Raw genomic sequence first — 19,208 nt, forward strand, 5'->3', positions numbered from 1 at the left:
TTACGACAAGGGGATCGCATGAGGTTTCGAGCTTTCGCCGTCGCGGCGGCCCTGATCGTCGCTACGCCCGTTGCGGCGCAGCGGGTGGTCGTTACCGCCGACCGGATGATCGACGTCGTCAAAGGGACGGTGGTCGAGCATCCTGCGATCTTCATCACCGACGGCCGAATCACCAGCATCGCCGATGCGCGCACGGTGCGCTGGGGCAGTGATGTCACGCACATCAACCTGGACGGCAAGACGATCCTGCCAGGGCTGATCGACATGCATGTCCATCTCGACAGCAACCCGCGTTATGGCGGCTATACGGGATTGCAGTTCACCGACAGTTTCTGGGCGATCCAGGGAACCGCGAATGCGCGTGCGATGCTCAAGGCCGGGTTCACGACGATCCGCAATGTCGGGTCCGAGAATTACGCCGATGTCGGCTACAAACAGGCGATCGAAGAAGGGCTGATCGTCGGGCCGCGCATCGTACCGGCGGCGCATTCGCTGGGCGCGACGGGCGGGCATTGCGACAGCACCTATCTGCCGCCCTCGTTCAAGTCGAAGGGCGTGGCAGTGGGCGACGGGGCGCAGGAACTGCGCCGCATCGTGCGCGAGCAGCGCAAATATGGCGCGGAGGTGATCAAGATCTGCGCGACCGGCGGCGTCTTTTCCCGCAACACCGAGCCGGGGCAGCAGCAGCTGTCGGAGGAGGAGATGCGCGCGATCGCGGACGAGGCGCATCAATGGGGCCTGAAGGTCGCCGCGCACGCGCATGGCGCGGCGGGAATCAAGGCGGCGATCCGCGCGGGCATCGACACGATCGAACATGCCAGCCTCGTCGATGACGAGGGGATCAAGCTGGCGGTCGCACGCAAACAGCCGGTCTGGTTCTCGATGGATATCTACAACACCGACTATACGCAGGCGGAGGGCGCCAACAACGGCGTGATGGAGGATAATCTGCGCAAGGATCGCGAGATCGCGCAGATTCAGCGTGATAACTTCCGCAAGGCTCATGCGGCGGGGGTAAAGATGGTGTTCGGCACCGACGCAGGCGTGATGCCGCACGGGACCGCAGCGGGGCAGTTCCGGGTGATGGTCGAATATGGGATGACGCCGATGGAGGCGATCCGCGCGGCGACGCTGAACGCTGCCGAGGCGCTGGGACGCAGCAAGGATGTCGGCGCAATTGCGGTGGGCCGCTATGGCGATATCGTCGCGGTGGAGGGCGATCCGCTGAAGGATGTGGGCGTGCTGACCCGCGTGACCGACGTCATCAAGGGTGGCGCGCGCGTGGCTGAATAGGATGGGGAAGGCCGGGGCCGCAGCGTGCGGCCCCGGCCATCCGATCAGGCGGCGCTCTGGCCGTAGTTTGACGAGACGACCGATGCCACCGAGACGGCGGGCTGAACCGGCTCGGCGCGCAGCGGCGCGGCGGCGACCGCACTCATATGTTTCAGGCGACCGTCGATATGGCCGCCATTCTCGATCGTGATATTCTCATATTCGACGTCGCCGGTGATGCGCGCGGCGCGCTCGACGGTCAGCTGCTTGACGCGGACCGTGCCTTCGATGGCGCCTGCGAGGCGTGCGGATTCGGCGGTGACGCTGCCGAAGATCTGGCTCTCGGCGCCCTGGACCAGCGTGCCGCAATCGACATCGCCCTCGACCCGCCCCTCGATATGCAGTTCGCTGCTCGCCTTGACATTGCCGGTGATGACGATGTCCGGCCCGATGACCGAAAACATGCCGCGCTTCGACGACCCGCCGCTGGGCTGGACCGGCGGCGCGGGCGGCATTGCCGGACGGTCATCACGCGAACGATTGCTGTTGAACATACTCTACTCCCCACTTCCCCGGAATTTGAGTCGGCTTTCAATACCATAGGCGGTGTCGCATCGCAGCACGGCTGGTCGCGGAATTCGTCCCGTTGGGGGATTATCATTTGCATTCGGCGAAACCAGCGGTCGGGCGGCGATCCAGGTCGCCGTGATCATGCACAATGCCCCCAGCGCGACCAACGGGGGCCCCAACCCGAGATAGCCGATAATCGCGGCGAACGAGCCGATCTGAACCAGAGCGGCGAGCGCGAAGCCCTGTCGCGTGCCGCGTGCAATGGCGAAGGCGAGGATCAGCATGTCGGCTAGCAGGAAATAGCGCTCGTGCATCCGTGGCAGCAGGCCTGCGGTGAGCAGAACGGCGAGCGCGGCCATGCCGACCAGTCCGGCAGCGTCGAAGCGGACGATCTGCATCTTCGCCACGAACCAGGCCGCGGCCCCCAGTGCGGCGGCAAGGGCAAGGCCGAACAGGCGCGGAGCGAAATCGGGCGCGATCATTCCGGCGAGCGACCAGATGTTGGGCGCGTTGCGGGCAATATCGTTGCTGAACGTCCCTGCCTGGCGGACATAGACGGTGGCGAGATCGGCGGGCGGCCATCCGACGAACAGGGCGGGGAGCATGAGGGCGAGCAGCGCGGCGGGGGCGGCCAGCCACTGGGTTGGGGGCACGCGGCGCTGGATCGCGAGCGCGAGGAAGAAGGGGGCGACCAGCACCGCCTGAGCCTTGAACGCCACCGCGACCCCGCACCAGACGAACATGGCGATATGACGCCGCTCGAGGGCCATGGCGACCGCCACCAGACAGGCGGCGACATAGATCGCGTCGCACTGGCCCATCAGCAGCGCGTTGAACGCGACCGAGGGGAGGGCGACCACCAGCGCCGCCCAATGCGCGCGTTGCGACACCTGCAACGCGGCGAGCAGCCGGTGCATCGCCAGCGCAAGCGCGGCAGTTCCGGCAACCGAGAGCAATTTAATGACGCTCATCGGGTCGAGCCAGTCCGCGAGCGGGCTGAATGCGGCGAGCAGGTAGAGGTAGCTCGGCATATAGTTGGAGAAGGGCCGGGCGAACGCCTCAAGCACGCCGTGCGCACGAATCGTTTCGAGCCAGGGAAGCAGATAGGCGGTCATGTCCGGCGTGAAGAGCGGCCAGAATGCCCAGGCCTGTGCCGCCGCGACGAGCGCAGTCAGCCAGAGCGGAGGTGTGTGGACGACAGGGCGGGCGGAAACCGGGGGCATGGCGTGGCTTTGGCCCGGTTGCCCTGAAAATCGCGTTAAGCGCGGCGCGCCCGCCCCCGTGGACAAGACCCGCGCGGATATGCAGATATGGTGCGGCATGGTTCGAATGCCGTCTCCCGCCGCACGAATCCGGATCGTCGCGCTTGTGCTGGCGGTGCTGGCGCTTGGCCTGATCGCGCTGGGCGGGCGGTGTATGCTGCCGACGATGGTGAGTTGTTCGGCGACGACGATCTTTGGCGGGCCGGCGCTGGACGTACCCTACAAGAGCACGCGGCGCGAGGTGGTCGCGCTGATGCTGGAACTGGGGGAGATCGCTCCGGGCGACACGGTCATCGACCTTGGCACGGGTGACGGACGCATCCTGATCGCGGCGGCACGCGAGCGCGGCGCGCAGGGGCTGGGCGTCGATATCGATCCGGTGCTGGTCGCGCAGGCCCGCGACAATGCCCGCGATGCGGGTGTCGCGGATCGCGTGCGATTCGAGGCCGCCGATCTGTTCGAGACCGATTTGCGGTCCGCCGATGTGGTCACCATGTATCTGCTGCCGGAGGTCAATCTGCGGCTGCGCCCCCGGCTGTTCGAGCAGTTGCGGCCCGGGACGCGGGTGGTGAGCCACGCGTTCGACATGGGGGACTGGAAGCCCGAAAAGGTCGCCAAGGCGGGCGGTGCGACCGTCTATCTCTGGCGTATCCCCGAACGGGCGGACTCGATGGCGAACGGTGCCGATCGAGATGCCCCAACCGTAGGGCCGGCAACAGCGCGGACGGGTGTCTGACCCCCGTTGACCCTTTGCGGCCGCGCGGTTATAGGCCGCCGCGCCTGACAGGATTCCGTCCTGCGGGCATTTTGAGCTGAACGTTGTTGGAGACGCCAGGGCCCGGAGGCCGCGCTAGGCCGCCAGGGTCCTTTCGTATTTTCCGGAATCATGGCTCCAGCAAAGTAACCATTGGAAGGTGAAGGGCTTCATGCCGACGATTAACCAGCTGGTCCGCAAGGGCCGCGAACCGCAGAAGGCCAAGAGCAAGGTCCCTGCGATGGAACAGAACCCGCAGAAGCGCGGTGTCTGCACCCGCGTCTATACCACGACCCCGAAAAAGCCGAACTCGGCGCTCCGCAAGGTGGCCAAGGTCCGTCTGACCAACAGCCGCGAAGTCATCTCGTACATCCCCGGCGAGGGGCATAACCTGCAGGAGCACTCGGTGGTGCTGATCCGTGGCGGCCGCGTGCGCGACCTTCCCGGTGTCCGCTATCACGTGCTGCGCGGCGTGCTCGACACCCAGGGCGTCAAGGACCGCAAGCAGAGCCGTTCGAAGTACGGCGCGAAGCGTCCGAAGTAAGCCAGAGTAAGCCCCGGACGGGTTCCGGAACCGGCTGAAGTTTTAGAAGGAAATTCAAGATGGCACGTCGTCGTCGTCCCGAAAAGCGGGAAATCCTGCCCGATCCCGTGTACGGAGATCAGGTCCTGTCGAAGTTCATGAACAGCGTGATGCTGGACGGCAAGAAGGCCGTCGCCGAAGGCATCGTCTATTCGGCGCTCGAGGTTGTCGAGCAGCGTGCGAAGAAGGACCCGATCGGCGTCTTTCACGAAGCGCTCAACAACATCAAGCCGGGCATCGAGGTCCGCAGCCGCCGCGTCGGCGGTGCGACCTATCAGGTCCCCGTCGAGGTGCGCCCCGAGCGTGCGCAGGCGCTGGCGATCCGCTGGCTGATCACCTCGGCCCGCAACCGCAGCGAAAACACCATGTCGGCGCGCCTTTCGGGCGAGCTGATGGATGCGGCGAACAATCGCGGCAACGCGGTGAAGAAGCGCGAGGACACGCACCGCATGGCGGAAGCGAACCGCGCGTTCAGCCACTACCGCTGGTAATTTCCCTACCTACATAATGGGGAGCCGGATTGTCCGGCTTCCCAAATTCTCAAGGAACCCCGATCATGGCCCGCAGCCATCCGCTCGAGCGTTATCGCAATATCGGTATCATGGCGCATATCGACGCCGGCAAGACCACGACGACCGAGCGCATCCTCTATTACACCGGCAAGTCCTACAAGATCGGCGAAGTGCATGAGGGCACGGCGACGATGGACTGGATGGAGCAGGAGCAGGAGCGCGGGATCACGATCACGTCCGCCGCGACCACGTGCAAGTGGCGCGCCGAGGACGGCAAGGGTGAAGAGCACCTGATCAACATCATCGACACGCCCGGACACGTCGACTTCACGATCGAGGTCGAGCGTTCGCTGCGCGTGCTCGACGGCGCGGTCGCGTGCTTCGACGGCGTTGCCGGCGTGGAGCCGCAGTCGGAGACGGTTTGGCGCCAGGCGGACAAGTACAAGGTTCCGCGCATGTGCTTCGTCAACAAGCTCGACCGCACCGGCGCCGACTTCTATTTCTGCGTCGACACGATCGTCGATCGCCTGGGCGCGCGCCCGGCCGTGCTGTACCTGCCGATCGGCATGGAGGGCGGCTTCAAGGGCCTGGTCGACCTGGTCAACAACCGCGCGATCATCTGGCTCGAAGAGTCGCTGGGCGCGAAGTTCGAATATGCCGACATCCCCGACGATCTGAAGGAAAAGGCCGCGAAGTATCGCAGCGACCTGATCGAAATGGCTGTCGAGCAGGACGATGCGCTGATGGAGGCGTATCTTGAGGGCAACGAGCCGTCGGTCGCCGACCTGAAGCGTCTGATCCGCAAGGGCACGCTCGAGATGGCGTTCGTGCCGATCCTGTGCGGCTCGGCGTTCAAGAATAAGGGCGTTCAGCCGCTGCTTGACGCGGTGGTAGACTATCTCCCGTCGCCGCTCGATATTCCGGACGTCCAGGGCGTGAAGCTCGACGGCGAGACCCCGGATTCGCGTCCGGCCGACGACAAGGCGCCGTTCTCGGGCCTGGCGTTCAAGATCATGAACGACCCGTTCGTCGGCTCGCTGACCTTCACCCGCATCTATTCGGGCACGCTGACCAAGGGCAGCTACCTGAACTCGGTGAAGGACAAGAAGGAAAAGATCGGCCGTATGCTCCTCATGCACGCGAACTCGCGTGAGGACATCGATGAAGCGCGCGCGGGCGACATCGTCGCCATCGCGGGTCTCAAGGAAACCACGACCGGCGACACGCTGTGTGATGCCGCGAACCCGATCATCCTCGAGCGGATGGAATTCCCCGAGCCCGTGATCGAGCTGTCGGTCGAGCCGAAGACCAAGGCCGACCAGGAAAAGATGGGCATCGCGCTCAACCGCCTGGCTGCCGAGGACCCCTCGTTCCGCGTTTCGACCGATCACGAATCGGGCCAGACCATCATCAAGGGGATGGGCGAGCTCCACCTCGAGATCCTGGTCGACCGCATGAAGCGCGAGTTCAAGGTCGAGGCGAATGTCGGCGCGCCGCAGGTGGCGTATCGCGAGTATCTCAAGAAGCCGGTCGATATCGACTATACCCACAAGAAGCAGTCGGGCGGCACCGGCCAGTTCGGTCGCGTCAAGGTCAAGCTGACGCCGGGCGAGCGCGGTTCGGGCTTCGTCTTCAAGGACGAGATCAAGGGCGGTAATATTCCCAAGGAATATATCCCCGCGATCGAAAAGGGCTTCCGCGAGACCGCGCAGACGGGTTCGCTGGTCGGCTTCCCGATCATCGACTTCGAAGTGCTGCTGTATGACGGTGCGTACCACGACGTCGACTCGTCGGCGCTGGCGTTCGAAATCTGTGCCCGTGGCGCGATGCGCGAAGCGGCCCAGAAGTCGGGCATCACGCTGCTCGAGCCGGTGATGAAGGTGGAAGTCGTCACTCCCGAGGAGTATCTCGGCGACGTGATCGGCGACATCAACAGCCGCCGTGGCCAGATCCAGGGTACCGACAGCCGCGGCAACGCGCAGACGGTCGATGCGATGGTGCCGCTGGCGAACATGTTCGGATATGTGAACCAGCTCCGCTCGTTCACGCAGGGACGTGCGCAGTACTCGATGCAGTTCTCGCACTATGACGAAGTGCCGCCGAACGTGGCCGACGAAGTGAAAGCAAAGCTGGCCTAAGGCTGGCGTTATCCAAAATCTCCCGCTATGGGGCCGCGTTCTCGTGAGTCCCATGGCGGTCCGGGAAATAGACTCAGAAGGTAGGAAACAATGGCGAAGGCAAAATTCGAGCGGAACAAGCCGCACCTCAACATCGGCACCATCGGTCACGTCGACCATGGCAAGACCTCGCTGACCGCGGCGATCACCAAGGTGCTCGCAGAGACCGGCGGCGGCACCGCCGTTGACTTCGCGAACATCGACAAGGCTCCGGAAGAGCGCGAGCGCGGCATCACCATCTCGACCGCGCACGTCGAGTATGAGACGGACAGCCGTCACTATGCGCACGTCGACTGCCCCGGCCACGCCGACTATGTGAAGAACATGATCACCGGCGCGGCGCAGATGGACGGCGCGATCCTGGTCGTCTCGGCTGCCGACGGCCCGATGCCGCAGACCAAGGAGCACATCCTGCTCGCCAAGCAGGTCGGCGTGCCCACGATGGTCGTGTTCCTCAACAAGGTCGACCAGGTCGATGACGAGGAAATCCTCGAGCTCGTCGAGATGGAAATCCGCGAAGAGCTGAGCAAGCGCGACTTCGACGGCGACAATATTCCGATCATCCGTGGTTCGGCTCTGGCCGCGCTGGAAGATCGCGACCGCAACATCGGTCACGACCAGATCGTCGCGCTGATGAAGGCCGTCGACGAGTCGATCCCGCAGCCGGATCGTCCGCTCGACAAGCCGTTCATGATGCCGATCGAAGACGTGTTCTCGATCTCGGGCCGCGGCACCGTGGTGACCGGCCGTGTCGAGACCGGCATCATCAAGGTGGGTGAGGAAGTCGAGATCGTCGGCATCCAGCCGACCGTTCGCAAGACCACCGTGACCGGCGTCGAAATGTTCCGCAAGCTGCTCGACCAGGGCCAGGCCGGCGACAATATCGGTGCGCTGATCCGCGGCGTTGCGCGCGACGAAGTCGAGCGTGGCCAGGTGCTCGCGAAGCCGGGTTCGATCACCCCGCACACCGAGTTCAAGTCGGAAGTGTACGTCCTGTCGAAGGACGAGGGTGGCCGTCACACGCCGTTCTTCGCGAACTATCGCCCGCAGTTCTACTTCCGCACGACCGACGTCACCGGCACGATCGAGCTGCCCGAGGGCACCGAGATGGTCATGCCCGGCGACAACGTCGCGCTCGGCATCAAGCTGATCGCGCCGATCGCCATGGACGTCGGCCAGCGCTTCACGATCCGCGAAGGCGGCCGCACCGTGGGTGCCGGCGTCGTCAGCGAAATCCAGAAGTAATCGACGCCCTTCGGGGCTGAGAATGAAGAGCCCGGCCTTCCCCAGGGGAGGCCGGGCTTTTTGTTTATGGTTTTCTTATCGCTAGCTTTCGCGGGGGTGGCGCGAGGGCCGCATTCGGTGGTCGTGAGCCGCCGTCATATGCGCTTTTGCGTCGACTGCGCTGGAAGGCAGCGGGACCCCGGCTCAAGGCCGGAGTGACGCATTTTCTTATCTGATCCGCTTCAATTCGTCACCCCGGGCTTGACCCGGGGTCCCGCTGCTTCTGATGTCGGGGAATGGCGCGGGGCGGCTGGGTCTATATCATGGCGGACCGATATCGCGGCACGATGTATGTCGGCGTGACCGCTGATCTGGCCGCTCGGGTCCATCAGCACCGGAACGGCGCTGGATCGGATTTCTGTCGCCGCTATGGACTTACGCGGATCGTCTGGGCCGAACATGCACCAGACATCACCGATGCGATTGCGCACGAGAAGCGGATGAAGCGTTGGCGGCGGGAGTGGAAGTTCGAGCTGATCGAGCGCTCGAATCCGGAGTGGCGGGATTTGTTCGAGTTGCTGGCCTGACCAGTAGAATGGAGAAGCGGGACCCCGGCTCAAGGCCGGGGTGACGATTGGGTGGCGCTTTGGCGAAATTTCTCCCCCGCGCCCCCTTGTCAATGCGCCGCATCCCCTGTAGTGGCGCGCCTTCGTTTTAGCGTATGAACCAGCAAGAGGCGTGTTTCACGCGCCCCGCTCTTTCGCATTGGTAGGGACATGGACAACAATATCCGCATTCGCCTGAAGGCGTTCGACCATCGCGTGCTCGATCAGGCCGCCAGCGATATCGCCGACACCGCGCGCCGCACCGGCGCAATGATCCGTGGCCCGATCCCGCTTCCCACCCACATCGACAAGTTCACGGTCAACCGTGGTCCGCACATCGACAAGAAGTCGCGTGAGCAGTTCGAGACGCGCACCTACAAGCGCCTGCTCGACATCGTTCAGCCGACCGCCCAGACGGTGGATGCGCTGATGAAGCTCGATCTCGCCGCTGGCGTTGACGTGGAGATCAAGCTGGCCTAAAGGCCGCGCTCTCCCAACGAGATTCGCGATTCCGCCGGAGTCGCGCAGGGCTGGCCGGATCGATCCCGATCCGATGTTCCGACCCAGAGCCAAGGCTCAAAAACGACATAGGGATACCGCCGGACTTCGGTCCGGGCTGCGTCCCCCGTCTTTCCTGCTTCCGGGCGGGAATTCAGCCCGGACGGGGGCTCGCATTATATTTACGGGCTGAGTCGGGTTCCCGCCAAAGTATTGCTTTGGCGGGCGCCCATCACGCACCCTTCGGAATGGTCCGTGGGGTGCCTCTGTATTGAGGAGCAACGGATCATGCGCACTGGCGTGATCGCGAAGAAACTGGGGATGACCCGCCTGTTCAAGGATGATGGCCGCCATGTGCCGGTCACCGTCCTGAGCCTCGAAGGCGTTCAGGTCGTCGCCCGTCGCGAGATGGATCGGGATGGCTACACCGCCGTCCAGCTTGGTGCGGGCAGCGCCAAGGCAAAGAATGTCGCCAAGCCGCAGCGCGGCCAGTTCGGCAAGGCCGAAGTGGAGCCCAAGGCGATCCTCGCGGAATTCCGCGTGGATGAGGACGGTCTGCTGGACGTGGGCGCCGAAATTTCGGCTGACCATTTCGTTGCTGGCCAGTTCGTCGACATTCAGGGCCGCACGCAGGGCAAGGGCTTTGCGGGCGGCATGAAGCGCTGGGGCTTTGGCGGTATGCGTGCGACGCACGGCGTGTCGATCAGCCACCGTGCGCTCGGTTCGACCGGTCAGCGCCAGGATCCGGGCAAGGTCTTCAAGAACAAGAAGATGGCCGGTCACATGGGTGACAAGAACCGCACCCAGCAGAATCTCGAGATCGTCGGCACCGACGTCGAGCGCGGTCTGATCTTCGTCAAGGGCTCGGTCCCTGGCTCGAAGGGCGGCTGGCTGTTCGTCAAGGACGCGGTCAAGGTTCCTGCGCACAAGGATGCGCCGTTCCCGGCCGGCATCAAGCAGGCTGCCAACAGCAACAACGACACCGCCGCAGCGGACACCCCGGCCGACACGGCCGAGGCGCCTGAGGCGACCGAAGGCCAGGAGGGCTGAACGTGAAGGTCAAGGTTCAAACCCTCGACGCGAAGGCATCGGGCGACATCGAGCTGAAGGACGAAGTCTTCGGTCTCGAGCCGCGCGCCGACATCCTGCACCGCGTCGTCACCTGGCAGCTGTGGAATCGTCGCGGCACTGCCCGCCCGACCCGCGAGCGTTCGGAAGTGTCGCGTACCGGCAAGAAGTTCGGTCGTCAGAAGGGCGGCGGTACCGCCCGTCACGGCGATCGCGCGGCCCCGATCTTCATCGGCGGTGGTAAGGCTCACGGTGCACGGCTCCGCGACTTCAACATCTCGCTGAACAAGAAGATTCGCGCGCTGGGCCTGAAGATGGCGCTGTCGAGCCACGCCAAGGCGGGTTCGCTGATCGTCCTCGACGGGTTCGAGGCGAGCAAGACCGCGGCGCTGAAGGACCAGTTCGCTGGCCTGAAGGTCGGTCGCAGCACGCTGGTGATCGACGCAGAGGCCGGCAACGGTTTCCTCGCCGCTCGCAATCTGGTGGGCGTCAACGTCCTGCCGGCGGCGGGCGCCAACGTCTATGACATCCTGAAGCACGACACGCTGGTCCTGACCCGCGCTGCCGTCGAGAAGCTGGAGGCGCGCTTCGCCCTCCCGGGAGGGGCCAACTAATGGCTAAGAAGCAGGAGCAGATCGACATCCGTCACTATGACGTGATTGTCGCGCCGCACATCACCGAGAAGTCGACGCTTGTGTCCGAACACAATGCGGTGGTCTTCAAGGTCGCCAACGATGCGACCAAGCCGCAGATCAAGGCGGCGGTCGAGGCGCTGTTCGACGTGAAGGTGACTGGGGTCAACACGATCGTCCAGAAGGGCAAGACGAAGCGCTGGAAGGGCAAGCCCTACACGCGCAGCGACATCAAGAAGGCGGTCGTCACCCTCAAGGACGGTGACTCGATCGACGTGACGCAGGGGGTCAACTGACCATGGCGCTCAAGAATTACAATCCGACCTCGCCGGCGCGGCGTGGCCTGATCCTGGTGGACCGTTCGGGTCTGCACAAGGGCGGCCCCGTCAAGGCGCTGACCGAAGGCAAGCGCAAGACCGGCGGCCGCAACAACAAGGGCCATGTGACCTCGCGCGGCATCGCGGGCGGCCACAAGCAGCGTTATCGTATCATCGATTTCAAGCGCCGCCTGTGGGACGTTGAAGGTACGGTGGAGCGGATCGAATATGATCCCAACCGCACCGCCTTCATCGCGTTGATCAACTATGGTGCGGACGAGAACGGCAAGGATCGCGTCGCCTATATCATCGCTCCGCAGCGCCTCGCCGTTGGCGACAAGGTGCTCGCGGCGAAGAAGACCGACGTGAAGCCGGGCAACGCCATGGAAATCGGCCAGGCGCCGGTCGGCACCATCGTCCACAATGTGGAAATGAAGCCGGGCAAGGGTGGCCAGATCGCGCGTTCGGCAGGCACTTATGTGCAGGTCGTGGGCCGTGACCGCGGCATGGTGATCGTTCGTCTGAACTCGGGCGAGCAGCGCTACATCCGTGGCGAGTGCATGGCGACGGTGGGCGCGGTGTCGAACCCCGACAACGGCAACACCAACCTCGCCAAGGCTGGCCGCAACCGCTGGAAGGGCATCCGCCCGCTGACCCGCGGCGTCGCGAAGAACCCGGTCGACCACCCGCACGGCGGTGGTGAAGGCCGGACCTCGGGCGGCCGTCATCCGGTCACCCCGTGGGGCAAGCCGACCAAGGGTGCGCGCACCCGTCACAACAAGGCGACGGACAAGTTCATCATCCGTAGCCGCCACGCGAAGAAGAAGGGCTAACCCATGGCTCGCTCAGTCTGGAAGGGTCCGTTCGTGGACCTTCATCTGCTCAAGAAGGCAGAGACCGCGCAGGAGAATTCGGGCCGTGGCGGTCCGATCAAGACCTGGTCGCGTCGCTCCACCATCCTGCCGCAGTTCGTTGGCCTGACGTTCAGCGTCTATAACGGCCGCAAGTTCGTGCCCGTCTCGGTAAACGAGGACATGGTCGGCATGAAGCTCGGCGAATTCGCGCCGACCCGGTATTTCCCGGGTCACGCCGCCGACAAGAAGGGTAAGCGCTAAGATGTCGAAGCCCAAGGCTCCCCGTCGCGTCGGCGACAATGAGGCGCTGTCGGTCGGCACGCAGATCCGTGGTTCAGCGCAGAAGCTGAACCTGGTGGCTGGGCTGATCCGCGGCAAGAAGGCCGGTGACGCACTCAACATCCTCTCCTTCAGCACGAAGGCGATGGCGGTTGACGCGCGCAAGGTTCTGGCTTCGGCCATCGCCAATGCCGAGAACAACCACAATCTCGACGTCGACGCACTTGTCGTCGCCGAGGCGTCGGTCGGCAAGTCGATCACCATGAAGCGGTTCCACACCCGTGGCCGCGGCAAGTCCACGCGCATCCTGAAGCCGTTCTCGCGCCTTCGGATCGTGGTGCGCGAAGTGCAGGAAGAGGCGTAACTCATGGGTCACAAGAGCAACCCGATCGGTCTGCGCCTGCAGATCAACCGCACCTGGGACAGCCGCTGGTTCGCCGAGGGCGCCGACTATGGCCGCCTGCTGCTGGAGGATCTGAAGATCCGCCAGTACATCATGAAGACGCTGCCGCAGGCGGCGATCTCCAAGGTGGTGATCGAGCGTCCGGCCAAGCTGTGCCGCGTCAGCATCTTTGCCGCACGCCCCGGCGTGATCATCGGCAAGAAGGGCTCGGACATCGAGAAGCTTCGCAAGAAGCTGGCGTCGATGACCAGCTCGGACGTGTCGCTGAACATCGTCGAAATCCGCAAGCCCGAAGTCGACGCCAAGCTCGTCGCGCAGGGCATTGCCGACCAGCTGGAGCGCCGCATCGCGTTCCGCCGCGCCATGAAGCGTGCCGTTCAGTCGGCGATGCGTCTGGGCGCCGAAGGCATCCGCATCAACTGCGGCGGCCGTCTGGGCGGCGCGGAAATCGCGCGGTCGGAATGGTACCGCGAGGGCCGCGTTCCGCTGCACACGCTGCGCGCGAATATCGACCATGCCGAGGCGCAGGCCCACACCGCCTATGGCGTGTGCGGCGTCAAGGTCTGGATCTTCAAGGGCGAGATCCTGGGCCATGATCCGATGGCGACCGATCGCCTGAACATGGAATCGCAGACGACGGGCGTTCGCCCGGCGCGCGATGACCGTCGCTAAGGGTTAGGCAGATGCTGCAACCGAAAAAGACGAAGTTCCGCAAGGCCTTCAAGGGCCGGATCAAGGGCGAGGCCAAGGGCGGCGCGACGCTGAACTTCGGGTCGTACGGCCTGAAGGCGATGGAGCCGGAGCGGATCACCGCACGCCAGATCGAGGCGGCCCGCCGCGCGATCACGCGTCACATCAAGCGCCAGGGGCGTTTGTGGATCCGCATCTTCCCGGACGTTCCGGTGTCGAGCAAGCCTGCCGAAGTCCGCATGGGCTCGGGCAAGGGCGGTCTCGAATATTGGGCGGCGCGCGTGAAGCCTGGTCGCATCCTGTTCGAGCTGGACGGCGTTCCCGGCCCGCTCGCGGCGGAAGCGTTCGAGCGCGCGGCGATGAAGCTGCCGATCAAGACCAAGGTCGTGGCCCGCCTCGGCGACACGTCGCACCTGGAGGGTTGATAGAAATGACCAAGGCAAGTGATCTGCGCGCGAAGAGCGACGATCAGCTGACCGAAGAGCTGGGCAACCTGAAGCGCGAGGCATTCAACCTGCGCTTCCAGGCAGCGACCAGCCAGCTGGAAAAGCCGAGCCGCGTGAAGGAAGTCCGCAAGGACATCGCCCGCATCAAGACGTTGCAGAACGAGCGTTCGCGCTCGGCTGCGAAGTAAGAGGACAACGAACATGCCGAAGCGCGTGCTGACCGGGCAGATCGTGTCCGACAAGGGCGACAAGACGGTGGTCGTGAACGTGGAGCGCAAGGTCAAGCACGCGCTCTATGGCAAGATCATCCGTCGCTCGAAGAAGTATCACGCCCATGACGAGGCGAACGAGTACAAGGCCGGCGAAACGGTGCGGATCGAAGAGACCGCGCCGATCAGCAAGCTGAAGACCTGGAAGGTGATCGAGCGGGTCGATACCCACGCGACGCCCGAGCGGGCCGACAACGCTTAAGTTTTTCTGGGCCTAAGCTTTTCTGGGCCTGAGCGATCAGGCTCAACGCTTTAACTGGAACCGCCGGGCGCCTGTCCCGGTAGGCCGAACGAGAAGGAACCGGATCGATGATCCAGATGCAATCCAATCTCGACGTCGCGGACAATAGCGGCGCGAAGCGGGTTCAGTGCATCAAGGTGCTGGGCGGGTCGAAGCGTCGCTTCGCCGGCGTGGGCGACGTCATCGTCGTCAGCATCAAGGAAGCACAGCCCCGCGGCAAGGTGAAAAAGGGTGACGTGCATCGCGCGGTCATCGTTCGCACCGCCAAGGACGTCCGTCGTGCCGACGGCTCGGTGATCCGCTTCGACGGCAACGCCGCCGTCCTGGTCAACAAGAACGAGGAGCCGATCGGCACCCGTATCTTTGGCCCGGTGGTCCGCGAGCTGCGCTCGAAGGGCTTCATGAAGATCATTTCGCTCGCTCCCGAGGTGCTGTGATGGCTGCTGCAAGGATCAAGAAGGGCGACCAGGTCATCGTTCTGTCCGGCAAGGACAAGGGCAAGACCGGTGAAGTCGTCAAGGCGATGCCCAAGGATGACAAGGTCATCGTATCGGGCGTGAACATTGCCGTACGCCACACCAAGCCGAGCCAGGGCGACCCCCAGGGTGGCCTGAAGCGCGCCGAGGCGCCGCTGCACGTCTCGAAGGTCGCGCACATGACCAAGGACGGCAAGGCGACCCGCGTCCGCTTTGAAGAGCGCGACGGCAAGAAGGTCCGCGTTGCGGTCAAGACCGGAGATGTCATCTGATGGCTGACACCTACACCCCCCGCATGAAGTCGAAGTACGACGCGGAAATCGTCAAGGCGATGACCGAGAAGTTCGGCTACAAGAATGCGATGGAAGTGCCGAAGATCGAGAAGATCGTGCTCAACATGGGCGTCGGCGAAGCCACCCAGGACAAGAAGAAGGTCGAGCAGGCGGCTTCCGAAATGGAGCTGATCGCCGGCCAGAAGCCTGTCGTGACCAAGGCCAAGAAGTCGATCGCGCAGTTCAAGCTGCGCGAGGGCATGGCGATCGGTTGCAAAGTGACGCTGCGCCGTGAGCGGATGTACGAGTTTCTCGACCGCTTCATCACCATCGCACTGCCGCGCGTTCGCGATTTCCGCGGCCTGAGCGACAAGTCGTTCGACGGCCGTGGCAACTATGCCTGCGGCATCAAGGAACAGATCGTGTTCCCCGAGATCAACTATGACCGCATCGACAAGGTGCGCGGCATGGACGTGATCGTGACCACCACCGCCAGGACCGACGAGGAAGCCCGCGAGCTTCTCCGTCTCTTCGGTTTCCCGTTCCCCATCGAGGCGGACGGCGAAGCGAAGCAGGCAGCGTAAGGGAAAGAGAACTTAAGTCATGGCGAAACTGAGTTCCGTGCTCAAGAACGAGCGTCGCAAGAAGCTGGTGAAGAAATATGCCGGCAAATATGCGAAACTGAAGGCGGTAGCGAACGACAAGTCGCTCGATGATACCGAGCGTCTGATCGCGCGCCTGAAGATGGCGGAGATCCCGCGCAACGGGAATCCGACGCGCATCCGCAACCGGTGCGAGCTGACCGGCCGTCCGCGCGGTTATTACCGCAAGTTCCGTCTGGCGCGCGTGATGCTGCGCGATCTGGCCAATAAGGGCCTGATCCCCGGCGTCACCAAGTCGAGCTGGTAAGGGTTAGAAGATGGCATTGACCGATCCCCTGGGTGATATGCTCACCCGCATCCGCAACGGCCAGCGCGCGCGCAAGGACAGCGTCCTGACGCCTGCGTCGAAGCTGCGCACCCGCGTGCTCGACGTGCTTCAGCGCGAAGGCTATATCCGTGGTTACAGCGAAGAGCAGATGGGCCCTGCGGCCGGCATCCGCATCGAGCTGAAATATTTCGAGGGCCAGCCCGCGATCAAGTCGATCGCGCGCGTTTCGAAGCCGGGCCGCCGCGTCTATTCGGGCAGCAAGGAGCTTCCGACGGTTCGCAACGGCCTTGGCATCACCATCGTTTCGACGCCGCGCGGCGTGCTTTCCGACACGGAAGCGCGCGAGCAGAATGTCGGCGGCGAAGTGCTGGCGGAGGTATTCTGATGAGCCGCACCGGTAAGAAGCCGATCACCGTCCCCGCAGGCGTTACCGCCAGCGTCGAGGGCGGCAAGGTCAGCGTCAAGGGGCCCAAGGGTACCCTGACGATGCCCGCAGCCGACGACATCTCTTATGAGGTCGGCGATGGCATGATCGTCGTGAAGCCTGCCAACGACACCAAGCGCGCCAAGGCGTTCTGGGGCATGCAGCGCACGCTGGTGCAGAATTTGGTCACCGGCGTGACCGAGGGCTTCACCAAGAAGCTGCTGATCACCGGCGTCGGCTATCGCGCCAACGCACAGGGTCGCAAGCTGAAGCTGCAGCTCGGCTATTCGCACGACGTCGATCTGGACGTGCCGGAAGGTGTGGAGGTGAAGACCCCCGACCAGACGACCGTCGAGATCTCCGGCAACGACAAGCAGGCTGTCGGCCAGTTTGCCGCGGAAATCCGTCGCTGGCGTAAGCCCGAGCCGTACAAGGGCAAGGGCATCAAGTACGACGGCGAGTTCATCTTCCGCAAGGAAGGGAAGAAGAAGTAATGAGCAAGGGTCTCTCTCTCTTCGAGAAGCGGCGTCGCCGCAACCGCACCGCGCTCCGCGCGCATGCAGGCAGCCGTCCGCGGCTGTCGGTGCACCGTTCGGGCAAGCACATCTATGTGCAGGTGATCGACGACGCCCAGGGCAAGACCCTGGCCGCCGCCTCGACGCTGGACAAGGATGTGCGCGGCCAGAACGGCGCGAATGTCGATGCGGCCAAGGCCGTCGGCGCCCGCATCGCGGAAGCCGCCAAGAAGGCTGGCGTGACGCAGGTCGTGTTCGACCGTGGCGGGTTCCTGTTCCACGGACGCGTCAAGGCGCTGGCGGATGCCGCGCGTGAAGGCGGATTGGAGTTCTAAGATGGCTGACGAACAGAACCAGACGCCCGCCGAGGGCGCACCCGAAGCCGCAGCAACCGAGGCTCCCCGTCGTGGCCGTGGTGGCCGTGGTGGCGACAATCGCGGCGGTGGTCGTGACAATCGCGGTGGCCGTGGCCGTCGCGACGATCGGCGCGGCCCCGGTGCCGACGATGGTGGCGAAGAGCTGATCGAGAAGCTCGTCCACATCAACCGCGTCAGCAAGACCGTGAAGGGCGGCAAGCGCTTCGGCTTTGCCGCGCTGGTCGTGGTCGGCGATGGCAAGGGCCGTGTCGGCTTTGGCCATGGCAAGGCGCGCGAAGTGCCGGAAGCCATCAGCAAGGCGACTGCCGCTGCCAAGAAGAAGATGGTCCGCGTGCCGCTGCGCGAGGGCCGGACGCTGCACCATGACGGTCGGGGCCATTTCGGCGCCGGCAAGGTCACGGTTCGCTCGGCACCTGCGGGTACCGGCATCATCGCCGGTGGTCCGATGCGCGCCGTGTTCGAGAGCCTGGGCGTCGCCGACGTGGTGACCAAGTCGGTCGGTACGTCGAACCCCTACAACATGATCCGCGCCACCTTTGAGGCACTGGGCGACCAGTATTCCCCGAAGGCGGTGGCCCAGCGTCGCGGCAAGAAGATTGCCGACCTGCTTGGCCGTGGCGGCTCGCAGACTGCCGAGGCTGACGCCGCGGCGATCACGGAGTAAGTCAGATGGCGAAGATCAAGGTAAAGCAGATCGGATCGCCGATCCGCCGGACCAAGGATCAGCGCGCGACGCTGATCGGCCTGGGCCTCAACAAGATGCACAAGGTCAGCGAACTCGAGGATACCCCCGAGGTCCGCGGCATGATCCGCAAGCTGCCCCACATGGTCGAGGTGGTCGAGGGCTGAACCCCCGGCGCCTTTTCCAGGTGACAGACAAGGGAAGGGGGGCTATCGGCCCCCTTTCCGATTTTCCGGGAATCCGGTTTTCCAGCGCGACAAAAGCGAAAGCGAGTGCACGACATGAAACTGAACGATCTCACCGACAATGAAGGCGCCCGGAAGGGCCGGATGCGCGTTGGACGCGGCATCGGTTCGGGCAAGGGCAAGACCGCAGGCCGCGGCCAGAAGGGTGCGAAGGCACGCTCGGGCGTCGCGATCAACGGCTTCGAGGGCGGCCAGATGCCGCTCCACATGCGCCTTCCGAAGCGCGGCTTCAACAATCCGAACGGAAAGGACTATGCCGAGGTCAATCTGGGCATGATCCAGAAGCTGATCGACGCCGGCAAGCTGACCGCGACCGAGATCGACCATGCGGCGCTGAAGGCCGTCGGCCTGGCGCGTGGCGGCAAGGACGGGGTGCGCTTGCTCGGCAAGGGCGAGTTGAAGGCGAAGCTCGCCTTCACCGTCGCCGGCGCATCGAAGGGCGCGATCGAGGCGGTCGAAAAGGCCGGTGGCAGCGTCACCATCCCGACGATCGTTCCGGCCGCAGAGAAACATGCCGCCAAGCATCGCTCGGTCCAGAAGGTCATCGCCGCCAAGAAGGCCGGTAAGGCCTGACTTTAACTGTGGACGGGGCGCTGCGCCGCATTGCCCTGATCCCTCAGTAACCTATATG

Annotated in this window: 30 protein-coding genes; 28 read left to right on the plus strand and 2 right to left on the minus strand. The window is 64.2% G+C overall.

The window, feature by feature from the left end; translation table 11 throughout:
- Positions 1–18 precede the first annotated feature (18 nt).
- On the plus strand, positions 19–1,293 hold the full coding sequence (locus FPZ54_RS01085; RefSeq protein ID WP_145844348.1) for a Xaa-Pro dipeptidase: 1,275 nt from the start codon (positions 19–21) through the stop codon (positions 1,291–1,293).
- A 44-nt stretch (positions 1,294–1,337) separates the two neighbouring features.
- On the opposite strand, the gene FPZ54_RS01090 is transcribed toward FPZ54_RS01085, so the two are convergent.
- Both FPZ54_RS01090 and FPZ54_RS01095 read right to left on the minus strand, forming a co-directional pair.
- A complete protein-coding gene (locus tag FPZ54_RS01090; protein WP_145844349.1) occupies positions 1,338–1,826 on the minus strand; it encodes a bactofilin family protein in 489 nt (162 codons plus the stop codon).
- Between the two features lie 3 nt (positions 1,827–1,829).
- Positions 1,830–3,065, minus strand: coding sequence for an MptA/MptB family glycosyltransferase (locus FPZ54_RS01095; RefSeq protein ID WP_186456863.1), 1,236 nt, complete (start codon positions 3,063–3,065; stop codon positions 1,830–1,832).
- 58 nt (positions 3,066–3,123) lie between these two features.
- On the opposite strand from FPZ54_RS01095, the gene FPZ54_RS01100 reads away from it, so the two are divergent.
- From FPZ54_RS01100 to rplO, 27 genes are all read left to right on the plus strand, one after another.
- Positions 3,124–3,840 carry an SAM-dependent methyltransferase gene (locus tag FPZ54_RS01100; RefSeq protein ID WP_222428338.1) on the plus strand — a complete coding sequence of 239 codons (717 nt, stop codon included), beginning with the start codon at positions 3,124–3,126 and terminating at the stop codon, positions 3,838–3,840.
- A gap of 190 nt (positions 3,841–4,030) precedes the next feature.
- Positions 4,031–4,402 carry a 30S ribosomal protein S12 gene (gene rpsL / locus FPZ54_RS01105; RefSeq protein ID WP_010545715.1) on the plus strand — a complete coding sequence of 124 codons (372 nt, stop codon included), beginning with the start codon at positions 4,031–4,033 and terminating at the stop codon, positions 4,400–4,402.
- Positions 4,403–4,461: 59 nt separating this feature from the next.
- Positions 4,462–4,932, plus strand: a complete 471-nt coding sequence (rpsG, locus tag FPZ54_RS01110; protein ID WP_145844354.1) for a 30S ribosomal protein S7 — start codon at positions 4,462–4,464, stop codon at positions 4,930–4,932.
- A 65-nt stretch (positions 4,933–4,997) separates the two neighbouring features.
- A complete protein-coding gene (fusA, locus tag FPZ54_RS01115) occupies positions 4,998–7,091 on the plus strand; it encodes an elongation factor G (protein ID WP_145844355.1) in 2,094 nt (697 codons plus the stop codon).
- Between the two features lie 90 nt (positions 7,092–7,181).
- Positions 7,182–8,375, plus strand: a complete 1,194-nt coding sequence (tuf, locus tag FPZ54_RS01120) for an elongation factor Tu (RefSeq protein WP_145844357.1) — start codon at positions 7,182–7,184, stop codon at positions 8,373–8,375.
- Between the two features lie 275 nt (positions 8,376–8,650).
- Positions 8,651–8,941, plus strand: a complete 291-nt coding sequence (locus FPZ54_RS01125; RefSeq protein ID WP_145844358.1) for a GIY-YIG nuclease family protein — start codon at positions 8,651–8,653, stop codon at positions 8,939–8,941.
- Between the two features lie 189 nt (positions 8,942–9,130).
- Positions 9,131–9,439: a 30S ribosomal protein S10 gene (rpsJ, locus tag FPZ54_RS01130; RefSeq protein ID WP_066664400.1), complete on the plus strand. Its 309-nt coding sequence runs from the start codon at positions 9,131–9,133 to the stop codon at positions 9,437–9,439.
- A 306-nt stretch (positions 9,440–9,745) separates the two neighbouring features.
- Positions 9,746–10,507, plus strand: a complete 762-nt coding sequence (rplC, locus tag FPZ54_RS01135) for a 50S ribosomal protein L3 (protein WP_145844360.1) — start codon at positions 9,746–9,748, stop codon at positions 10,505–10,507.
- Positions 10,508–10,509: 2 nt separating this feature from the next.
- Positions 10,510–11,139, plus strand: a complete 630-nt coding sequence (gene rplD, locus FPZ54_RS01140) for a 50S ribosomal protein L4 (RefSeq protein ID WP_145844362.1) — start codon at positions 10,510–10,512, stop codon at positions 11,137–11,139.
- Positions 11,139–11,453: a 50S ribosomal protein L23 gene (locus tag FPZ54_RS01145; protein WP_145844363.1), complete on the plus strand. Its 315-nt coding sequence runs from the start codon at positions 11,139–11,141 to the stop codon at positions 11,451–11,453. Before rplD ends, FPZ54_RS01145 begins: the two co-directional genes overlap by 1 nt.
- A gap of 2 nt (positions 11,454–11,455) precedes the next feature.
- Positions 11,456–12,307, plus strand: a complete 852-nt coding sequence (gene rplB, locus FPZ54_RS01150) for a 50S ribosomal protein L2 (RefSeq protein ID WP_145844365.1) — start codon at positions 11,456–11,458, stop codon at positions 12,305–12,307.
- A gap of 3 nt (positions 12,308–12,310) precedes the next feature.
- Complete coding sequence (gene rpsS / locus FPZ54_RS01155) at positions 12,311–12,589, plus strand: 30S ribosomal protein S19 (RefSeq protein ID WP_066574451.1); 279 nt, start codon at positions 12,311–12,313, stop codon at positions 12,587–12,589.
- A gap of 1 nt (position 12,590) precedes the next feature.
- On the plus strand, positions 12,591–12,971 hold the full coding sequence (rplV, locus tag FPZ54_RS01160) for a 50S ribosomal protein L22 (RefSeq protein ID WP_066664412.1): 381 nt from the start codon (positions 12,591–12,593) through the stop codon (positions 12,969–12,971).
- A 3-nt stretch (positions 12,972–12,974) separates the two neighbouring features.
- On the plus strand, positions 12,975–13,682 hold the full coding sequence (gene rpsC, locus FPZ54_RS01165) for a 30S ribosomal protein S3 (RefSeq protein WP_145844367.1): 708 nt from the start codon (positions 12,975–12,977) through the stop codon (positions 13,680–13,682).
- Positions 13,683–13,693: 11 nt separating this feature from the next.
- Entirely contained in the window at positions 13,694–14,125 is a 432-nt protein-coding gene (gene rplP / locus FPZ54_RS01170) for a 50S ribosomal protein L16 (protein WP_145844368.1), read from the plus strand.
- 5 nt (positions 14,126–14,130) lie between these two features.
- Positions 14,131–14,334 (plus strand): 50S ribosomal protein L29, encoded by a 204-nt coding sequence (gene rpmC / locus FPZ54_RS01175; RefSeq protein ID WP_145844369.1) that lies wholly within the window; start codon positions 14,131–14,133, stop codon positions 14,332–14,334.
- A 13-nt stretch (positions 14,335–14,347) separates the two neighbouring features.
- On the plus strand, positions 14,348–14,617 hold the full coding sequence (rpsQ, locus tag FPZ54_RS01180) for a 30S ribosomal protein S17 (protein ID WP_145844371.1): 270 nt from the start codon (positions 14,348–14,350) through the stop codon (positions 14,615–14,617).
- A gap of 107 nt (positions 14,618–14,724) precedes the next feature.
- The gene (gene rplN, locus FPZ54_RS01185; protein WP_066574426.1) at positions 14,725–15,093 is read left to right on the plus strand and encodes a 50S ribosomal protein L14; all 369 of its coding nucleotides are present in this window, start codon (positions 14,725–14,727) and stop codon (positions 15,091–15,093) included.
- Positions 15,093–15,404, plus strand: coding sequence for a 50S ribosomal protein L24 (gene rplX / locus FPZ54_RS01190; protein WP_145844373.1), 312 nt, complete (start codon positions 15,093–15,095; stop codon positions 15,402–15,404). The genes rplN and rplX overlap by 1 nt, the downstream gene beginning before the upstream one ends.
- Positions 15,404–15,988 carry a 50S ribosomal protein L5 gene (gene rplE, locus FPZ54_RS01195; protein WP_145844375.1) on the plus strand — a complete coding sequence of 195 codons (585 nt, stop codon included), beginning with the start codon at positions 15,404–15,406 and terminating at the stop codon, positions 15,986–15,988. Before rplX ends, rplE begins: the two co-directional genes overlap by 1 nt.
- Positions 15,989–16,007: 19 nt before the next feature.
- On the plus strand, positions 16,008–16,313 hold the full coding sequence (gene rpsN / locus FPZ54_RS01200; RefSeq protein ID WP_145844377.1) for a 30S ribosomal protein S14: 306 nt from the start codon (positions 16,008–16,010) through the stop codon (positions 16,311–16,313).
- A 10-nt stretch (positions 16,314–16,323) separates the two neighbouring features.
- Positions 16,324–16,719, plus strand: coding sequence for a 30S ribosomal protein S8 (gene rpsH, locus FPZ54_RS01205; protein ID WP_145844379.1), 396 nt, complete (start codon positions 16,324–16,326; stop codon positions 16,717–16,719).
- The gene (gene rplF / locus FPZ54_RS01210) at positions 16,719–17,252 is read left to right on the plus strand and encodes a 50S ribosomal protein L6 (RefSeq protein WP_145844380.1); all 534 of its coding nucleotides are present in this window, start codon (positions 16,719–16,721) and stop codon (positions 17,250–17,252) included. Before rpsH ends, rplF begins: the two co-directional genes overlap by 1 nt.
- The gene (rplR, locus tag FPZ54_RS01215) at positions 17,252–17,608 is read left to right on the plus strand and encodes a 50S ribosomal protein L18 (RefSeq protein ID WP_145844382.1); all 357 of its coding nucleotides are present in this window, start codon (positions 17,252–17,254) and stop codon (positions 17,606–17,608) included. The genes rplF and rplR overlap by 1 nt, the downstream gene beginning before the upstream one ends.
- Position 17,609: 1 nt before the next feature.
- On the plus strand, positions 17,610–18,314 hold the full coding sequence (gene rpsE / locus FPZ54_RS01220; protein ID WP_145844383.1) for a 30S ribosomal protein S5: 705 nt from the start codon (positions 17,610–17,612) through the stop codon (positions 18,312–18,314).
- 5 nt (positions 18,315–18,319) lie between these two features.
- On the plus strand, positions 18,320–18,499 hold the full coding sequence (gene rpmD, locus FPZ54_RS01225) for a 50S ribosomal protein L30 (RefSeq protein ID WP_145844384.1): 180 nt from the start codon (positions 18,320–18,322) through the stop codon (positions 18,497–18,499).
- A 114-nt stretch (positions 18,500–18,613) separates the two neighbouring features.
- Entirely contained in the window at positions 18,614–19,150 is a 537-nt protein-coding gene (gene rplO, locus FPZ54_RS01230) for a 50S ribosomal protein L15 (RefSeq protein WP_145844386.1), read from the plus strand.
- Positions 19,151–19,208: the final 58 nt, after the last annotated feature.

The sequence above is a fragment of the Sphingomonas suaedae genome (assembly GCF_007833215.1).
Classification (GTDB): domain Bacteria; phylum Pseudomonadota; class Alphaproteobacteria; order Sphingomonadales; family Sphingomonadaceae; genus Sphingomonas; species Sphingomonas suaedae.